This is a genomic window from Salmonella enterica subsp. diarizonae, from assembly GCF_008692785.1.
Classification (GTDB): Bacteria; Pseudomonadota; Gammaproteobacteria; order Enterobacterales; family Enterobacteriaceae; genus Salmonella; species Salmonella diarizonae.
In genome coordinates this window covers 237892-257673 of the sequence record NZ_VXJV01000009.1, presented here as the reverse complement: position 1 = coordinate 257673, position 19782 = coordinate 237892, and the positions used below count along the sequence as shown (strand labels likewise).

General features: G+C 46.3%; 8 protein-coding genes, 1 tRNA gene and 4 pseudogenes. 4 read left to right on the top strand and 9 right to left on the bottom strand.

The window, feature by feature from the left end; all coding sequences use genetic code 11:
- Nucleotides 1–2: 2 nt before the first annotated feature.
- From F4V72_RS19500 to F4V72_RS24515, 4 genes and pseudogenes are all read right to left on the bottom strand, one after another.
- On the bottom strand, nucleotides 3–4514 hold the full coding sequence (locus F4V72_RS19500; protein WP_136058175.1) for a neuraminidase-like domain-containing protein: 4512 nt from the start codon (nucleotides 4512–4514) through the stop codon (nucleotides 3–5).
- Nucleotides 4515–4607: 93 nt separating this feature from the next.
- Nucleotides 4608–9560 (bottom strand): Tc toxin subunit A, encoded by a 4953-nt coding sequence (locus F4V72_RS19495; protein WP_136058176.1) that lies wholly within the window; start codon nucleotides 9558–9560, stop codon nucleotides 4608–4610.
- A gap of 400 nt (nucleotides 9561–9960) precedes the next feature.
- A complete protein-coding gene (locus tag F4V72_RS19490; protein ID WP_023248362.1) occupies nucleotides 9961–10788 on the bottom strand; it encodes a LysR family transcriptional regulator in 828 nt (275 codons plus the stop codon).
- Nucleotides 10789–11053: 265 nt separating this feature from the next.
- A pseudogene (locus F4V72_RS24515) lies at nucleotides 11054–11291 on the bottom strand (ISL3 family transposase); the annotation flags it as partial.
- A gap of 558 nt (nucleotides 11292–11849) precedes the next feature.
- Here F4V72_RS24515 and F4V72_RS19485 point away from each other — a divergent pair.
- Nucleotides 11850–11995 (top strand): annotated as a pseudogene (locus F4V72_RS19485) (tail fiber assembly protein); the annotation flags it as partial.
- A gap of 68 nt (nucleotides 11996–12063) precedes the next feature.
- Here the strand turns inward: F4V72_RS19485 and F4V72_RS19480 are convergent.
- On the bottom strand, nucleotides 12064–13302 hold the full coding sequence (locus F4V72_RS19480; protein WP_136058178.1) for a sialidase family protein: 1239 nt from the start codon (nucleotides 13300–13302) through the stop codon (nucleotides 12064–12066).
- A 203-nt stretch (nucleotides 13303–13505) separates the two neighbouring features.
- Here F4V72_RS19480 and F4V72_RS24510 point away from each other — a divergent pair.
- The 3 genes and pseudogenes from F4V72_RS24510 to F4V72_RS19465 form a co-directional block, all read left to right on the top strand.
- A pseudogene (locus F4V72_RS24510) lies at nucleotides 13506–13613 on the top strand (DNA polymerase V subunit UmuD); the annotation flags it as partial.
- A gap of 502 nt (nucleotides 13614–14115) precedes the next feature.
- On the top strand, nucleotides 14116–15999 hold the full coding sequence (locus F4V72_RS19470; protein WP_232081689.1) for a TonB-dependent hemoglobin/transferrin/lactoferrin family receptor: 1884 nt from the start codon (nucleotides 14116–14118) through the stop codon (nucleotides 15997–15999).
- 15 nt (nucleotides 16000–16014) lie between these two features.
- A complete protein-coding gene (locus tag F4V72_RS19465; protein ID WP_023248359.1) occupies nucleotides 16015–16818 on the top strand; it encodes a DUF4198 domain-containing protein in 804 nt (267 codons plus the stop codon).
- Nucleotides 16819–17037: 219 nt separating this feature from the next.
- Here the strand turns inward: F4V72_RS19465 and F4V72_RS24505 are convergent.
- The 4 genes and pseudogenes from F4V72_RS24505 to F4V72_RS19445 form a co-directional block, all read right to left on the bottom strand.
- Nucleotides 17038–17127 (bottom strand): annotated as a pseudogene (locus F4V72_RS24505) (SOS response-associated peptidase); the annotation flags it as partial.
- A gap of 310 nt (nucleotides 17128–17437) precedes the next feature.
- A tRNA-Pro gene (locus F4V72_RS19455) sits at nucleotides 17438–17514 on the bottom strand.
- 73 nt (nucleotides 17515–17587) lie between these two features.
- Entirely contained in the window at nucleotides 17588–19348 is a 1761-nt protein-coding gene (yejM, locus tag F4V72_RS19450; protein ID WP_111764102.1) for an LPS biosynthesis-modulating metalloenzyme YejM, read from the bottom strand.
- A 31-nt stretch (nucleotides 19349–19379) separates the two neighbouring features.
- Nucleotides 19380–19607, bottom strand: coding sequence for a YejL family protein (locus F4V72_RS19445; RefSeq protein WP_001135903.1), 228 nt, complete (start codon nucleotides 19605–19607; stop codon nucleotides 19380–19382).
- Nucleotides 19608–19782: the final 175 nt, after the last annotated feature.

Sequence of the window (19782 nt, the reverse complement as noted above, 5' to 3'; positions counted from 1 at the left end):
AATTACAGAGTTTTTTCAACGGTGCTCGCGAAGTCACTGTCACCAGAGACGGCGGTGTAATGCACCTGCACAATGACGTCGCTCAGGTTATCGAGAATGGCCTTCTGCTCACTGCTTTTCGGTCGAGGGAAACTCAACTGCCAACTGGATACTGCGCCGGTACCTTCAAATGGCAGGTAGCGTTCGTCGCCAAAACTGAGTTCGAACAGTCCGCTGTCGTTCATGCCGGAAGAGACGGCAATCTGCTGACTGGCGCGTAGGTTTGTGACCACGTTCGCAGCATTGCCGGAGGTGGCGTCGTTGAGATAATTCACACCATCAATATCCGCTTTCAGAAGCGTGCTGCTGCTGGTTTGCGTGAGCGTGGCGCGAACATCCTGCCATGGGCCAAGCAACGTCGGCAGGGAGAGCGTGACAAACTTAATCTGGCGCAGGTAGTGGCCGGGATAATCGTTGTCAAACAGCTTCTCATCAAGGCTAAAGTTTACCGTTCCGGCCGCGATCAGATTGGCGAAGTCAGAATCGCCAAGCAGGGTTTTCAGCGACACGGTTTTGGTGAGTTCCAGCCGGCGTTGGTTACGTGACAGCCAGGCAGACTCCATCTGCTGCAGGTTTAGCTCCAGCGTTTCGCCCGCCAGCAGGCCGTGGTAACTGTCGTTCCAGGCGTTGGTTTGAATGAAACGGCTGGTTAAATCACCCATCTCATACTGCCAGCACGCTTCGGCGCTCAGGCACAGCGACAACACCGCGTCGTATGCCTGGTAGTAAAGCGCCGCCAGTTGGCCGATAAGCCAGCTATATAGCGACGATTGCGTGAATCGGCTGGAGATGTACTGCATCGTGGACTGCAGATTTGCCTGTTCGGTCTGCGCCTGCTGCAGCGAGGTCTGGGCCGCCTGCTGACGTACCGCAAGCGCATCCAGTTGCCTGTCAATGCTGGTCATCTCAGCATCCGCCTGCTGGTATTGCTGTTTCCATTCTTCGCTGCGGCGACGATACTCTTCGGATACCTGGATACGCTGCGCCGTGGCCTGAACGCTGTTAGCGCTGAACTGCAATACCATGCCGCTGGCGGTGAGCGCGGCACCCCAGACGGCCCCGCCGGTGGCCACGCCGAAGATGTTCGGCGCCATATTTAACGCCGCGCCGGTCGTCAGGAAGGGCTCTGCGGAAGAGAATAATGCGCTGGCGGAAGATTGCATATTCATTACTTCCTGCTCGCTGGCGGAGATACCGGTGGTGTACAGGTCGTAATAGTAGTCGTAGCGCTGTTGGGCGATATCTTTGCTGGCCTTCAGCGCTTTTTGATCGGCTTTCAGCGCGTCAATAGCCTGTTTTTGCAGACTGATGGTAAAGGAGGAGAGATCCAGCGCCTGTTGCTGTTGCAACTCCTGTAATCCGGTGGATTCCTTACGCTCGTAGTAGCTGAGCAGGGTTTGTCCCATCTGGCTTAATGTGCCGACCGCGCCGCGGGCGTGTTGCAGCATGGAGGCGAAACGGTAAGGCGGGATGGTCATACTGAGCGTAGAAGCCTGACCTGACAACGAACCTCCGGTGGCATTCATCTGTACCTGCAATGCCGGGTTCACCGGCGTGGCGTACAGCGGAATGTTAATCGGCTGGCCGGTAATAGAGAGGTTGTGACGCAGGTTGTAAAGCCGTGAGTCGATAACGTCCCAATAGTTCAGCAACTGTGCGTTTAACGGCAGCGAAAACGCGTCGTTAATGGTGACATCCTGCGCGACCGTGCTGCTGCCGGAGAAAGCATGTAGCGTAATGCCTGCGCTATCTTCCAGCGCAGTGAGGTCGGTATTGCGCTGGCTGGCGATATTTTTCAGCGTATCGGGCTGCCATTGCTGTAGCGTCGAGATATCCGGGCGAGGACCAAGCAGCGTTTTGACCTGCATATAGCGCAGTTTGGCCTGGGCAAGTCCATCGTTGGTTAAAAGACGGTAATCAGCGTCGCCAGCGGCAATCAAATTTGCCAGATACGCCATGGCGATCGCTTTCTGATAATGCGCAGGATCGGCTTTGGCGATAATATCCGGGTCATCTGGGTTCAGGACTAACGCCGCAAGACTCTCCTGTGAGTTAGTTTCAACCAGCGAGCGCACGCTCCAGTAATCCGGTTCCGGGTAATCGGCATTTGAACTTACGCGGCCGCAGGCGGAAGGGTCGAAAATATAGTTAAACCACTTTTGCGCGTCGGCGTAGTTGCCTTCCTGGCTCAGGCGGCTGGCGACCAGCCACGGCATATAGAAGAACAGTTCCCAGAAATAGAGGCCATTCGCGCCATAAAAATCCATTGGCGTTGGGCTAGCGCCGCTGACCATTGCGGGTTCCAGGGTTAGCTGGGTGTCCCAGGCAAGCAGATCGTCAATGCTAACGTTGGCTTTATTGATTAACTCTTTGGCAAACAAGGTGTTCAGGCGGACAGGAGAAATGCTGATCCCATCGGAAAATTTACCAGCAAAAGACAGATAAACAACCGTACCCAGCTCATTATCTTGTCGTGAAGTAATTGTGGGTGTTTCTGGAATACTGGTGTCTTTTTTGAGCGTGATAACATATTCCGCACGAGCCGTTGCGCCACCATTATTATTGACATAACCAAATGAAATATAGCGGGAAATAGTATCTTTTGCCAGTTCATCAGCGGTAAAGTCAGAAAATGCTACGGCCCACGGATTATTATCGATTGCAAAAGAGTTTGCTGTATCTGTTAGTAATGGTTGTAAGCCAGAAGCTTGCCAACAATTGGCCGTATTATTTTCATAAACTTCGAAATTCCAGCTTGGTGTCACAGGATTATTATTTTTGAAGACGCAATCTTCAAGGTCAATAACCCATGTGCCAACTGAGTTAATAAATACGGCATCAGATTTTGCATTGTTAGATAATTTGACATTTTTATAATATAAGCATTCATGTGAACAGTTGGCCTCACCATTTTCTAATGTGTAGTTCTGTGAGAAATAACTTACCCAGATATCCAATTGAAGCGCGGCAAAAGTGGCAGTTACAGTCGTATTAGTAAAGTTAATGTTAGTAACAACAGTATCGCCATTCATAGTGCAATCAAGGTTAAGCGTCCCTGTATTTGTATCCGCACCATCGAAATAACCGGTAAACGACTGACGGTACATTTGCCCCAGAGATGCCGTGTTAAAACTTTTAGGAATGAGACAGGTCATGCTAAGAGCATTTGTTTCATTTGTAGTTAACTGGATACAGGATTCTGTTAGTACCGGGGGATTACCGAACTTTTGCAAATCGTTGTGGTACTGTGAAGAGTTGCTATTGACATCAGATACATAATGCTTATCCAGCAAGAATAAGGATTGAATTTTATTTTGATTATTCTTGATGGTATCATTTTCAATATAATTAAAAAGAAACTTTGCAGGTGCGCTAGAAGCATCTCCCTCGATAGCGGTTTTAATTTTTTTCAAATTAAACCAATAATCAACAGTCAATGAGAAATCATTGTATCCTGAATCAGTATAGGCTGTCACTCCATCGCCGCAATACAATGAAACCAGCAGGCTGTTGTCATTTGCATTGTATCCGCAAGCGGTACAAAGATATTTTGTGGTAAATAATTTGTCACAGTATTTGTCATCACTGCTCGTATGATTGGCCGTATCATTATCAATAGTTGACATGAGATAAGGCGATGACCAGTTGCGGCTAAAATCACACTGCGATGAATAATCCGTAATAGTGTCGCTCTCGTTCGGGCCATTACCTTCTGCACGCTCAAACCAGAACAGATATAAACGATTATTAAAATAAGCCAGGCGCGGCGTTCCCTGGATCAGATTATCATTTATGGAGGTATTGACTGGATACCATTCAGACCAGGCGTTTGATGCTACAACGTTATCAACGTTGAGAGACATATCAAACGAACGCCAGTAGTATTGCACTGGTGAAGAAGCGGTTTTACCCAGCAGATAATAGGTTCCTTTGGTCTGATCGCTATTATCGGTATAACCGCTGACAATCGTCAGGTTGGCGACCTGTTCGAACTGATTTAAATACCCCATTACCGCCTGTTGAGCGGTATCATTGCTGACCGTTTTCTGATTCAGTTCAGTAATCAGATCGTTAAAGCAGGAGGTCTGATCCTGGCGCAGTGTGGGGTCAATATAATTTTCCGGGTAGCTGTCGAGTTCAACATAACCACCCCAGATTGCATACTGATCGGCGCCTTTATTCCAGCGTTTAAGTTGATTAGTGTCCAGGTTTTGCGTGTTGTAGCCCGGTTCCATATTCAACGCAATACTATTGATATATTGCTGAATACTGGACATCGCTTGTGCTACACGAGAGGTCTCCACATCATTGGTGACCAGTGGGTCAATTAGCAAATATTCATAAACATCGTCTGATGTTTTAATCATATTGCTTAAAGTGGTGTCACCGCTATTAGGTGCATATTGCCCAATATAATACGCGAGTAAGGCACTACGGTAGCCCTGATTTAATTCACTGCTAATGGTTGTTGACATAATAATTCCTTTTTTAGGGCGACGAAAGTCCCGCCGCCCGTGACGGTATTAATAAATCTTTTTGCGGATGGCTCCGCAAAAAGGGTTGGATAATTAGTGATTACTTTGCGCGGCGACTAATGACTCTCCGACAGATTGCCACTCCTGATAAGTGGAGGTGGTGGTCAGGTCGCCGGTATTCAGCATGGTTTCAACGGATGTACCGGTATGGGTACACAACGTTTTCAGGCGCATCACAACGTCAATGTGCGCTAGTGTTGTGGCGATCCCTGTGGCTGGGTCGGCGTGCGCGGCGGCCTGTAAGACTTCATCGCTTTCCCAGTCGGTTAGCAACGCCAGACAAGAGGCGGCCTGTTCTGGGGTAGGCGATGGCGTGCCGTTTACCCTGCGCAGGTAAGCCAGCATGGCGTCCTCTTTATCGGCCAGTTTCATCCAGTCGCTATAGCGGCTGAACAGATACAACAAGTTAAAATCAATTGTAGTATCGGCTACGCCGAACCAGGCTGGGTGGGCCAGCAACGTCGAAAGCATGGCTGGCGTCAGGTTAAAGGTATTACATAACCCTGCGCGGCGGGCAATCTGATACAGATATTGTTGATACTCATCCGGGACTGTATCTGGCGTCGTGATACCATTTAACGCCAGGCTCTGGCTGAGCAGATCGTATTCAGAGGATGCGGCCCAGGCGAGCAGGTATGGCGGATATGAGTGATCAATATTAAACGCTTTTGCCAGCGCACTATCGGCAATACCATCCTGGCTTTGCTTCGCTGACGCGATAATCGTTGCAGCAGACTCTGCAATCTGTTCATGTGTCAGCGGAGTTTGCGGCAAGTGCCAGCGTTGAATATCCGCCCGGACCTGTTTTTCAATCTGCGAGTTGACGCTTTCACCTGATGCTGGCGTTACCGGGTAAATAAGGCCATTAGCATCAAGCAAATCGTCAAAACATTTTGTCCAGGTAAAATTACCTGCCAGGGTTGTTGTCGCGATATAATCGTTTTTACCCCCTGCAACCTCAGAAGAAGCACTAATTTCTTTAATATCGTCCTCTGTGAGTGATTCATTCCACACGGTGAGATTGTCATACTGAATTGTGCCGGCACGGTTTGGATAGATGTTATAATATTGCAGGGCGCCATCCTGGTTCAGTGCCCATCTATTTCCTGACGTCACACTTGTTACTGACGATATATTGAGTTGTTTACTCCTTAACTGCTGAGTGTCGCGGTCAACAATATAAACGGTGAATTTTTTATTTTCAGTATTCATAACCGCAGCGAGATAAAACCATGTGCCTGGCGTAAATGAAATATCTCCACTGTTTCCGTCCTGATTAAGGTCATGTATGCCTGGTGTGATATTATTAGACGATTTGGCTAACAGATAAATACCAATATCCGTTGTCAGGTGGTCTGTGTCTTTTATAGTGGCATTTACTAATAAAGGTGTTATATCTCTGAGTTTTTGAGGGATATTTATCCAGACGCCAATCGTGTAATTTTCCAGCCCGTCAACGGCCTGGTTAATATCTCCATTTATTTGCGCATACTGATTTTGTGTTGAATCCAGTTGGAAACCGTTACCCGTCGGGCTGTCGGTTACAACTGAATAACTTGAAAAAGTAAGTGGGCTGAGCTGAGGGGATGCAATACCATCAAAACTGGTCTCAGTCACGAGGGAGGCTGAGAGTTGCTGATTAATATCGGTCACAAAATTCAGTTCAGCCGTTGTAGCCGGAAGAATCTTTCCACCGTCATGTAACATGGCAAGCGCCCAGGTCGCCGTCAGGTTATTATCAGCAAGCCACTGCGCGGCGTCAGACAACGCCATCAGGGTATCCAGCAGATCGCTGGCGCTATTCTCTACTGCCGTATACACCGGAATATTTGCAAGACGTGCCAGCGCTTTGCCTTCTTCTACCAGCATTAATAATGCTACGCCATCCTCAAAGCTAAGACCCAGCCAGCGAGGCGTCATCACCAGACGGTAGAGCGCAGTGATAACATCTAACGAGCAGATTAGGGTATTCGCGCCGCAGTTTTGTGCATCGCTGACCTGTTTCGCCAGTACCAGAAACTGAGTGCGGGTGATGCTAAGACCCGTGCAAATCTGCTTGACAATCTGACCATCCTCACCAGTCAGCGCGGTATAGTTAAACGCCCGATCGGTAATTTTGAACGGTTCATCAAAAGCGGAAGCAGTATTAAATACCTGGTCCAGAAAAGGAACAGCAGGAGAGATCGCATAAGGCGTAATTTGATACAGGATAGCGGCAAACTGGAAAGCGGTGACCTGATACGCTTGCTGCCAGTGGCGGTAAACGCCCAACATGCGCAGCGTTTGTGCGTTAAGGGAGTTATCGCTATTCTGGCTACCCTGACCGCGAATACAGGCGTTGATTAATAAATCTACCTCTTCAAAGGAGAGGCCAAGCCAGCGTTGTAAACGGACCATGCGATTGATGCGCTGCATACGTACATCGCTCAGATGCATGAGTGTCGGGCAAGTATTGAAGTCGAAATAACACGCTGGATATAAACTGAGTCCCGAATCTTTGTCATCCAATGAACTCTGTAATGAGGCAATAAGCGCGACATCATTTTGGTTGATGAGGCCAGACCAGAATGCAGGCTCAGAAAAACAGAGTGCTACTGAAGAATCATTGTTTGTGGTGTACCATGTTCGGTTAACATTTCCACTTTCGTTAAGTGTCCAGCAGAATTCACCGTTTTTAGTAAATGAACCCGCGTTAACCGCATTGGTTTCATAAACGTTGATATCACTTGAACCCTCCTCCACCAAATATAGGGTGGCAACCATAGTCGATGTGCACCATACGAGAGCAACGTAATACCATGTGTCTGTAGTTAATGCAGCGGTATCAAGGTTTTTGTAGTTGTGATCATTTTGTGCAATGACGTGAAGACCGCCGCTTGAATAAAGTTCAATGGAAAAACCATGTTCACCATTTTCTGGATATATATTCATGGCTACCGGGGTTCTGTTTGTTGGAAGTTCGGAGTATTTGAACCAAAAACCGAATGAAAAATCCTGATTACCATCGAACTGATTACAAATAGTATCATTCAGGCGGATGTAGTTACTTTTCGTTGCGCAGAGTTTATAATATTCACCATATCTATCGGATAGTAGTTCTGGATAATATTCATTTTGCGATTGGGAAACTTCTATTTTTGGCGATGTTTCTTTTGTGATAGAAACGTCAGCAGCATCACAGGAATAATACTGAATTGGATCATTTAACGCTAGCGCTGTGGTACCTTTTGAAAGATAAGTATTTATCTCGCTATCGCTTAGACTCTTATTCCAAACGGCAATATCGTCATATAAAAGGACTGAACGGCAACTACTATGATCTTTATAGTATTTGTTGCCATAATTTCCATTAAATCCCCAATACTCTTCTTCTAATGCGATGCTTTCTGGGGAGTCTATTTGTATGGTGTCGTAGTGTGTAGAACCAGAACCATTAACATTAGTTATCAAGTAAAGATTCGTGTTGAGTGAGTATTCAATACACACGAAAATCCAGGTATCAGCAGGGAGTACACGTGACACGGCCAGCGGGTCGTTTTCGCCATCTGACGCGCTTAATTCCAGACTACAATTACCATTCTCGCCAGGAGATGCCTTAACGGTAATTCCTTTTGCAGTTGAAACATAATGATCTGTTTTATTGGTCACCACCAGACTGTTTGACTTTATATTCGCTGGGATATTACACCAGAACGATAATGTAAAAGGAATAAGTTGGGAACCATCAGTAGCAATATTTGATTTGAAATAGACTTCAGCATTTTTTGTCGCATCAATTTTTAACGCTGAACCAAACTTGCCAGCTACAAAACTAACTCCTTGTGAGCTGATATACATCGGCGTCGGATTAGTGCCTTCATCTTTTACCATACTTCTGTCCTGCAACAATACAGGGTCGTTAAGATAGTTATTAATGTAACTGGCGCCATATAAATCAGATCCGGATGTCTGATAAGCAGGTTGGTAATTATCTGAAATAGAGACTTTAGACTCGTTGCAGGTTGAGGCGATTAAGTTTTCCATCTCCTCTTTGGTAATGCCGAGTTGCTGGCATAAAACATCACTATTTACGAAAGGTTCAAAATTACTGGAATTTAACCCAAGACTTTGATAGTAGAAATTAGTTAATTCGGTTGTAGAATCAGCAAAATTTTCAATAAGAATGTTCTGCTGCTCAGGCGCCAGATCACTGCCCAGTTGCCATGCTGTTTCCGCTTTCCCTGCACGCAGGTTCTGCTTCACAAAATAAGGCCAGGCGGTATCGGTTTTTTTAATTGTATTCTGTAGAGATTCGTCACTGGCTTTCAGGGAAAGCAACGTCTGCTGATGTGGGTAATGATAAGGTAGAAGCGTTGAATAACGGGTGGCAGCTAGCGTTTCGCTAACGCTGGTATTCGGGGCGATGTTATTAACGTATGGAGTGACGGACTGCTCAAGTACCTTATTAACCAGTTGCAAAGAGGGCACAACCTGATTAATCGCGTCATTATCCAGCATAAGCTCTGCTAAGTCAGGGCGGCGGACAGCCAGCGGGATAATATTATCGACCCCCATCTGTGATTCAAAATTCGTGGCCTGATTATACAGCCAGGAGAGATAAGAAACCGGAGAGTCATTGGCTTCCGGTGCGCTATTCTGACAATATTCACGCCAGTCATCAGTAAATAGGGTTTGCCACGTCGGGCCGCCCTTTGTGGGCACTACAGAATCGTTATCCTGCAACTGAGTGGAATACACCGACGTCTGCACCGCCTGAGCAAGGTTATTTTTGCGAAACAACAGCATAATCTGCGTTGCGTAACCGGAAGCGGTATCGTAGATTTTACTGGCTTTAGCACCAAAAAGGCCTTGATACTGGCGAGTAAATTCACTTTTTGATAGCTTCAGGATATCAAATATAGAATAATATCCGCGGTTGGATAACTGATCCTGTATTCCAAAATGCTCCTCTAACTTTTTGAGAGATAAAGTGGCTGTCATACTCATTTCACTATCCTTTATTGTTACAGATAATGCCTTTTACGCAGTATATGTAATGGCATTACTTGTATAGTTGATATGTCTCTACTTTTGATAGAGACAATGAATTATGTTTTTCTTAATCACACTACAATAAGTATTATAAATATTTTGGGTGGTTTTTTTTTCAATAAATGACTCAATAAGTGCAGTTTTGTCATCAGATAAGAAAAGTGAACTAACGCGATCTTATAGAGAAGATGCCCGTCTAAAGACGTGAAGATCGATGCTATGGATATCAGGAAGTGAAAATAGGGGAGGGTTTTTAGATTAACCCTAATAGAGTTAGCAAAAATTTCGATTTGACTTTTTGAGTTAGTACTTGCGTATTGGTACTAAAACCGCCTTCTAAAAAGGCGGTTTTTTACTAAATAAAATCATTAAGTATTTGTTTCAATTTTAACAAAGGTCTGCTATCCAGAACAGACGCATCATGATAAATGACTAAGCGACTGTTATATTCTTTTATTGGCGTTTTTTTTATTCCATTGAGGTTATAGTACTGTGCTAATTTGTTGGTGAGCAATGCATGGCCGTCACCATTTTTTACTTTGTAGATCAAAGAGGAAAGATCGTAAGTGTGTTCAACAAAGTTAATGTCACGTAAAAAATCTCCTAAAATTTTTGAAAATATATTTTTCAGGAAATTAATATAAATATCTTTGCATACGAATACGTTATTATTTGATGGGATAAATGGTGATAGCATGAGCAAGCCTCCGGTTGTCAATAAGGATTTATTTTCATCCGGAATGTCAATTATGTCATTGAAAGTTATAAATATTTTGTTTTCATTTTTAAGAGAGAATAGGTTCTCAGGTGTAATAATTGTGTGTTCAACGCGGAATTCAATACCTGGTGCCTCAATAAAATCGCGTAAGAAATTTACAAAACTCAAAGGAAAATAACTATCGAAAATTATCTTATATGATTTTACCGTTTTGTTTTGCTCCAGCTTTAATAAATCTTCGTATATCGGTTTGCATTTTTTATAATATTCTATTGCCAGAGGTGTGGGTATTAAATCATTATGTTTTCTGATAAATAATTTGCCGTCTAGATGCTCTTCAATTTCAGTGATTGCTTTGCTTAGTGGTGAGCGTGTGATACACAATGCTTCAGAAGCACTGGCAAAAGAACGCTTTTCCATAGCCATTATAAAATATTTTAACTTTTTTGAAATGAAAATACCCATATCTATTTACTCGGCAACAATTAGTAATAATTCTAGTCTTTATTTACAGGAAATTCTAATTTGAAATTTTTATCGAAAAAATTTTTTTTTGCCGTTTTTAGTGCAAAAAGCGATAAGTATTGACGTTGCTTTAATAAATAATAGTGAGTGACTATCGATTGCATTGTTTTAATAGATAATTATTATGAATATTGAGGCGTTTTCTGGCTGATTTATTTTTATACAGAAGAAATAAATGCATTATATTCAATAGGAATAGCGCCCTTCACGCCAGAGAACTCATCACCCGTCGTCTCATTGGCTCGAATCGGGCCCACGCGTGCATCTGCCGTTTCAGCATTTTGAGACGATTCGCATACTCCGACTACACCGTCACGCCTGCTATTAATAGCTTCACATATTGCTGCAGCATCAGCTTCCATCCAGGCTGCAACACGCTGAAGCTCAATGAAGCTGCTTTCGCTGATACGGGTGAACCCTCTGCTTAGCTGTTGAGCAACTTGTAGAGGGGGGCGAGCAGTTTATCGTTAAGGTGGGAGCTCTTCTTCACCGCTGGAGGGCAAGGATGTCTTCCTGGTTTATTCTGCGGATTACCAGTAAAGCATTTGAGGACAGAGTGCCCGGCAGATAATTAACGAAGGGGTTGAGGCGGGATTTGAGCTCACTGCAACCATGTTCATAAAGCTGACCAATCAATAGATCCAGTAGTCATTCACGCAGCGTTTTGCGTTTGCAGAGCGGGTAAGGGCATAATCCATTACTTTAATGATTCAGCGGGTACTTTTTATCCCGATAGTGGTGAGTGCTCGTGGCTTTTGCATTACAGTTATCCCAATAATTAATTGAATTAATTAGAGAAAAGCAAGATTTCGGCTGACTAATTTTGGGGCGGCTGACCGATCGGTCACAGCACAGACATTTAAACCGTGGATGCAAGAGCACAACTTTTTAAGGGGGTTCTGTACCAGTCTGCATGACTGTAGACTGGCTCAGATGATTGATTGGTCGGCACGAGAGAATTAGAACCTCCGACATCCCATGGCGCCGTTTTTAAATGGCTGAAAGCCGCACCATTACCGGATGCCGTTGATCCTGGAATTGCAACAGATGATGAGAAAGCGCAGCTCGACGAATGGAAAAATATAGGGTGGTAAATCGGGTTGATGCCTCAAATGCTGACTTGCCGGAAAAACCAGCTCAGCGATAAAAATATAGCTATGTAGCAGAAACTGCTGCTATATATAATATATAGCAGCAATGGCTATTTTTTGATGTTTAATTGTATGATTTTATTACGGGTAAATGACGGCTGAGGTCCTGGAACTCAATACTTCCATTGGCTTCATAGACAACATACAGTGTTTCTTTATCTGTATTTTTACGATATGAAAGACAAGAGTAACCCGCCCCACTGGCATTACCGACTCTCGGATAAAAATCATCAATTAACTTTACTTCCCCGGAGTATAAATTGTGAACGTAGAGAGAGATATCACTTCTGGTATAGTCATTATTCTTGTTCTGCGCGGATGAGTGAGCCGCGACAAGTTTATTGCCTGATGGAATAGTAATTGTTGAACCTTGTACTCCATGATTCCTGTTGTCAACCTTCTTGTCCATCGGAGGAAATTCAGCCCATGTTTTTCCAAAATCTTTTGTTTCAAAAGAACGGCGGAGGCCAGAGTTTCTGATGTTATTAACCAAAGAAGCATTAAATTCTATGATGTTATTTTCTGAACCAAAACCCTCACAGTATCCTGATGGCAATGACCATGTTATGCCATCAGTGGAGTATATGAATGATGTATTTAGAACTGTGGTGATATTTTTAGTACGAACCATTTGTACCGGGAAAACCAGTTTACCGTCATTTAGCTGAATACCAGATCCAACACCGCCAAGCATTGCAGATATCGTTCCATTTTTAGTTACTATATCATGGATGTTCGTTTCCACCTTTGAAAAGGTAACGCCATCATCAGTTGATTTATATAAAACCAAATCCCAGTCAGTATCTGGAGCTTTATCTCTGTATGCGCCCCATGTTTTATCATTATTATTCCATTTGCCGACCATGACGAAGATTGTTTCGCTTCCCTGAATATTCGCCACGATGCACGTGGGATCCATGACGCGGGAAAGTTTACTGTTGACACGGTCATTATAAATCGCAATTTTTTTACTCCATGTTTTCCCACCATCTATGCTACGGGCCACTGCTGTGTCAATAAAGGACTGATCGCTGGCAGTGTTATGGCGCGCATCAGCAAATACAACAATGGTACCTTTTGAGGTTGTACACATTGCTGGAATTCGAAAATATTTGGTTGTTCCCCCAGAGCCGCTACCGACAATAGTGTTGCCTTTCTGATCAGTAAAATGTTCACCTTCAGCTTTAAAAACCACGGATTTTTCTACAGTCATACTCTTTCCTTCCTTAATTAATTGATGTGTACATATATCCAGTAGTGGATATATGTACAGTATTCTGAGATTAAGTAGATGTCTGGTCAAACATATTATTACCGTTATTGCTGTTTATGTGACGAATAGCACAGAACCGTCTTTTGAGGTAATTCTCTTCAAAAGGTTAGTACGGTAATTAAATGATGATTAATTATTCCATCAATTTATTAAAGAATCGAACAAGCGGTTGACCACTATTTATGATGTAGGGCTATTGATGCGATACAGAAAATTTATAAAAGCCATAATTTGAGTTCATAATAAAGTGGTTACAGTTGCGTCCGACAGTTCAGTTAATTCCCATAGACGGTGGCTGTCGATCTATACCTATCGGCAGTGAGGACAGGCTCGACATATAGGACAACCAAAATCACACTGCGGTACGCTTATACCATTATGGGAAATATTCTGATCTATACAAAAAATACAGGAAATGCGACTGCAGGGCAGGATAAACAATTTAACTATGACATACCGGTGGTGATACTCAGATTAAATATATTAAATTTACCGGATTTAATGCTGTTCTGAATGCATTTCCTCCGCAGGTCCACTGTAGCCTGTACCTGAAAACAGCGAAGGTGGATGATACTCATCGGCTGCCCAGATTCAGCCGGGGGTCAGAAACAGGTCATTACGTAATATACGATAATATATTACGGATAACAGCCTGGGGAGGTGGCACGGGGGAAACCGTTAACTTCATATCCAAATGGTGTTTTTTTGTAAAATGTTATGTTATAACATTTCTTTTTTTACAATTCTTACACCATGATGAAATTACCAACCATTCACTGTTATCCCATTTTTGTGCTTTGTATGCCCGCCTTCAGCCATGCGTCCTCTCCCGCAGAGGACACTATGACCATTACCGCAACCGGGACCGAAATCTCAGCTTTTGAGGTACCTTCTGTCGTCAACGTGATTGATAATCATGCGGCTTATACCCGGACAGCCTTTACCGCCGGCGATTTTCTTCGGGGCATTGCCGGTATCACCCCCGTGGGGGTCGGCAGAACCAACGGACAAACATTTAACCTGCGGGGTTATGACAAAAGCGGTGTGCTTGTTATGGTGGACGGTGTCAGACAGGACAGTGGGATGGATAAAAGCAGCGCCACTTTCCTGGAGCCGGCATTAATCAAAAAAGCGGAAGTCGTCAGGGGACCAATGTCCAGTCTCTATGGCAGCGGAGGCCTTGGTGGGGTCATCAGCTACCAGACCGTCAGTGCCGCAGATTTACTGGAAAATGGCCGGCATGCGGGCTGGCGCATTTTTTCCTCCGGAGCAACGGGCGATCGCAGTCTGGGAGGCGGTATTTCCGCCTTCGGTCGTACCGACAACTTTGACGGGCTCCTGTCCGTAATTAAACGCCAGCGGGGAAATATTCGACAAAGTGACGGCGGAACCGCCCCTGATGACGAGAAGCCTGGGGCTCTGCTCGCAAAGGGCCTCTATCAGTTCGATCATGCTCAGTCTTTAGGCGGCAGTATCCGACTCTATGATAATACATCAGAAGAACCCGGTAACCCCACACTGAGTCGCGCGGGCAACGGCAATCCGGCGGCGTATTTACGGCATATCACACAACGCGATGCGCAGTTGAGCTATAACCTGCATCCTGCCGATCAGAGCTGGCTGGATCTGGAAACCCGTCTGTATACCTCAGACGTCCGGATTAAGGCCAGGCCTGATGGCCGGGAAAGTCAGAACCGCCAGAGCGTAACCTACGGCATGAAGGTCCTTAACCGTAGTGAGATTCAGACACAGACAACAGCCCATCATTTCTCCTGGGGAGTCGAGTATTACCAGCAGCGCCACACGCCTTCCGGAGCCGAAACGCGTTATCCGGAGGGCAAAATTAATTTTTATTCCGGCCTGTTGCAGGATGAAATCACTCTGCGGAATTTTCCTGTCTCACTGGTGACGGGTATCCGTTACGATCATTACCAGAGTATCAATCCCCAGTACGGGGAACTGACGGCCGGGGAATTATCGCCCAGAACGGCACTGACCCTCAGTCCAACTGAATGGCTCACCATATATGGGTCCGTTTCTTCCGCATTCAGGGCACCGACAATGGAGGAAATGTACCGGGATGGCCTGCATTTTTATGCCCGCGGCCGGCCTAATTACTGGGTTCCAAATCCCGATCTGAAACCGGAGACCAATACTTCTCAGGAAATAGGGGCCGGACTGCGTTTTGTTTCATTGTTTGCGGAAGATGATGAGTTTCGGCTGAAAGGCAGCTATTTCAGTACGCATGCCAGAAATTACATTGCCACACGAGTCGATATGCCGGGAAAACGAACCTACTCCTATAACGTTCCGCGCGCCAGAATCTGGGGCTGGGACGTTCAGGCGGCTTACGCCACCCGGTGGTTTAACTGGGATTTGTCATATAACCGAACGGAAGGGATGGATGATGCCAGCCGGGAGTGGCTGGGAACGCTGAACCCGGACACGGTTGTCAGCACTCTGGCACTCCCCCTTCCCGGTCAGGGACTCGCGGCGGGATGGCGCAGTACCTTTGTTGCTCCCGCCCGTCACGTAAAAGCAGATGCAGAAACACAGCCCGGATATGCCCTGCATGCATTCTCGCTTGATTATCATCTTCCTGACACTAAAGCGGGGATGACAGCGTCTCTGGTGCTGGATAACGCTTTTAATCAGCAGGCTTATAGCGTACAGGGGCTACCGTCTCCCGGGCGTTCACTGAATTTCTTTCTGAGTTACCAATGGTAAAAGGAATAACATCAAATGAAAACACTACCCGTTTCAGCCACGTTTCTTCTCTCCCTTATGGCTTTCAGCGTGCGGGCGCACGATGTCTGGGTGACGTCTCATTCTGAACAGAGGGAGGTTGTGGCAGTGATTGGTTACGGTCACCATTTTCCAGACAGGGGAACGCTGCCTGGCAGAAAACATTACTTCTCCCTTCCCCGACTGACGGATGGAAAACAGATCATCACACTGCAGCCCACACGGGAGGCCTATATCTATCGGGCTGAAAATATCCCGGTACCAGAAAGCTATATTATTACCGCCAGTATGAAACCGACGTTCTGGTCCCGTACCTCAGCAGGCTGGAGGGCTGCCGATAAAAAGCAGCGGCCGGATGTGACCTACTGTGAATTTGCCACAAAATATGCCCGGACCATCACAGGCACCGGAGGTCCGGCTGATATGGCTGTCATAGCCCAACCGACAGGCCAGGAGCTGGAGATCATTCCTGTGACGAATCCGCTGAAAGCCAGCGAGCATCCTGCAAAATTCAGGATAATGTATAAAAACGTCCCCCTGGAGAATGCGGAAGTGGAGATCAACTCTGCGGAGTATGTTTCTCAGCATCACCACGATCACCGTTCTCACAGAAACACAGTTGAACATCATGAGCATGCCTCGCAAATGATATTAAAAAGTGATGCAACAGGGATTATCACCGTAAATCAACTGCCTGCCGGAGAATGGCTGTTGTTAACAAAGCAGAAATCGGCTTACAGCGATATTTCCCGTTGCGACGAAACGATGACTGCCGCGACACTGTCCTTTACCCGTAGGTAACCCTGTTACCCGCATTGCCTTATTCTAACCCCTTATAATGGGGTATTAGTCCGCCAGATCCGGCATGATTACTGCCCCCGGTGATCTATGAACCGGGGATGTCACCGGGTCTGGTGGGCGCAGGGTATCGTCAATAGGGGGCAGGTCAGGAATATTTTTCGGGGCAGTTTGTAACGTGGATGCCGGCAACCATCATGATCGGAGAAGACCTGCTTCAGGCTAAGTAACAGGTTTAATTAAATCTGCTCCCTGATTTTTCACATTTACGACAGCCCGGGTTACAGCGTGGCATAGGAATTTATCAGCCGGTTACGTATTAAGCAGTACAGAAGCTATCCGCGACTTCACCAGGCAATTTGGAGTCAAAAAAAGAGCGGCTACCAGCGGATGAAGACGGGTATCGTCGTGCTCCGTCGGTATTTGGCATGATCAGTGTGTCATTAGCGATGCAAGATCAGGGGAGTTTGACGGGAGTCAGGTGATGTAATCTGCTGAATTGATGTCCTGTAATAGATGAATGGCCTCGGGGGTTTTTCCCCGATAGCTCCCGAAATCTTCCCCGTACAAAAAACAGACATAAAAAAACCAACCTTAAGTGGTTGGTTTTTCTAAGGGATTTTGGTCGGCACGAGAGGATTTGAACCTCCGACCCCCGACACCCCATGACGGTGCGCTACCAGGCTGCGCTACGTGCCGACTTGTGGGTGCTAATACTACCGCTTTCCATCGCGAATGCAAGGGGAGGCGGTGCTAACTGATTTATAATTAATCAGTTAGCGATAAAACGTTTCTCATCTGTCAGCACTTGCAGCAGCAGACTGAGTTGCGGCTTCTGATCTTTGATCTTTTCGCCGTGTAAGTCATATGTCTGATAATTACCGTTATTATTGAGCACCAGGGTCATTTGCGGCGTCGTAATTGCCAGTGTACTACCGTCTGCCGCCGTTACCCAGTTATGGCGACGTGGAACGGTAAAGATGTCCTGGCCCTGTGAATATTCGTTCGCTGGCGTACTGACGTGTAACAGGCGTTGCATCAACGTAGTCATCACATCGGTATGGTCGGTAAGCACATTAATATGCTGCGCAGGCGTCCCCGGCCAGTGGATCACCAGCGGCACTTGCAGATGTCCTCGCGACCAGGCGAAGCGGTTTTCTTCCTGCGTTAGCGGTATGCCGCGACCAGCGGTAATGATCACGACGGTATTGTCGAGTTTACCGGCCTCACGCAGTGCGTTCAGAACCCGATTGATTTGCGCATCCACGTCGCTGGCGGCGCTGGCGTAGCGTTTAACAAAATTCTTCTGATTGCTGTCATCAATGTTAGTACCGTTAAATGATACCCATGAGAACCAGCGGTTATCTTCCTGTGCATAGCGCCCAAGCCAGTCTATCCACTGGCTGGCCGTCTGCGCATCAGACTGCGTCTGCGCTGCCGGCATCGAAAAATCGGACAGTAATGCCTGCCGGTAAAGCGGGCTGGTGAAGCCATCCGAGGAAAACAGTCCCAGTTGGTAGCCTTGCTGATTCAACGCGGTAATGAGCGCCGCAGGCGTTCTGGTGGATAACACGCCATCCATGTAGCCCGGCGATACACCATAAAATAGGCCGAAAATACCGTTGTCAGTGGTATTCCCTGAACTCATGTGACGGGTGAAGTCGATGTTTTGTTCAGCGAATTTAGCCAGCTCCGGCATCTGTTTCTCAAAGCGAGAATAGTTCAGGCCGTCTACAGTAATGAGCAGCACATTCTGACCGGTGCCCATGTCGCGATAGTGCAAATCGCTGAGCGGGTACTGTACGGAGACCGCTTCCGGATTGCCTTGCTCTACCAGACGGCGCTGATACTCCTGCGCATCCAGCAGACCGTGTTTTTCAAGAAAACGTCGCGCCGTCATCGGATAAGAGAGCGGCAGGTTTGCCCGCTGCATGGTAATCGGCCGATAAAAATTAGCGTCTGCCCAGATGTAGATAAGGTGCGATGCGATAAAGGAGACGAAAAAGAATGCCGCAAGCGGCCTTGCGAAATGGCGGCGGCGCGTGAGGCTGCGCAGCTTTTGCCAACTCCATGTCGCAAATAACATCTCAATCAATAAGATAACCGGCACGCTAATAAACATAAGCTGCCAGTCGCGCGCCATTTCGTTCTGGTCAGGATTGATGACCAGCTCCCAGACAATGGGATTAAGATGCAGGTGAAAACGGGTAAAGACCTCGCTGTCGATAAGCAATAACGTCATACCCGCCGTCGCCAGAATAGCCGATAAAAACCGCATCAGCCGCTGGGACATCACGATAAACGTGAGCGGAAAAAGAATAAGTAAATAGGCGGCGAACACCAGAAAGCTAAAGTGCCCGACAATGCTCAGGTAAGAGTATATACGACCTGCAAGCGTTGTCGGCCAGTCGGCGACAAACAGGTAACGGCTGCCGAGCAGCGTAGCCAACAGTATATTGAACAGAGCGAACCAGTGCCCCCAGCTAACCATCTGGGAGACTTTTTCACGGTAGCGCTGACGATGAGTTACCATACCTGTCGCTTGTTTCTCCGGAGTCGGCTTTTTAGTGCGCTTTGTCTTCGCTAATCGAAGACTGCAATGCGCGGGCAAAAGAGTTCGCAATCGCCTGGCGTTGAGCTGGCGCAACGCTGGTATTGATAAGGTTGGTGACCATGTTTCCCAGCACCATCAGGGAAAGATCGGTCGGCGCCTTATGTTTTTCCAGTACGCTGAGCAGTTCGCTCAGTAATTGTTCAACATGTTCATCACTATAGCGGGAGAGTTGTGGCATAAATCAAAATCTGTTTGTTCATGAAAGGGCAACATATTACCGTAGCAACAGTTTTTTTTCTGCATTTTTATCCCCTAAATCATTCGCGTTACGGATAACGCCTGAAATGACAGGGCGATCGGCTTGCGTCTTCCGGCAGGCGGTGGTTGAATACCGCCCGGTCTTAAAGGAGAGT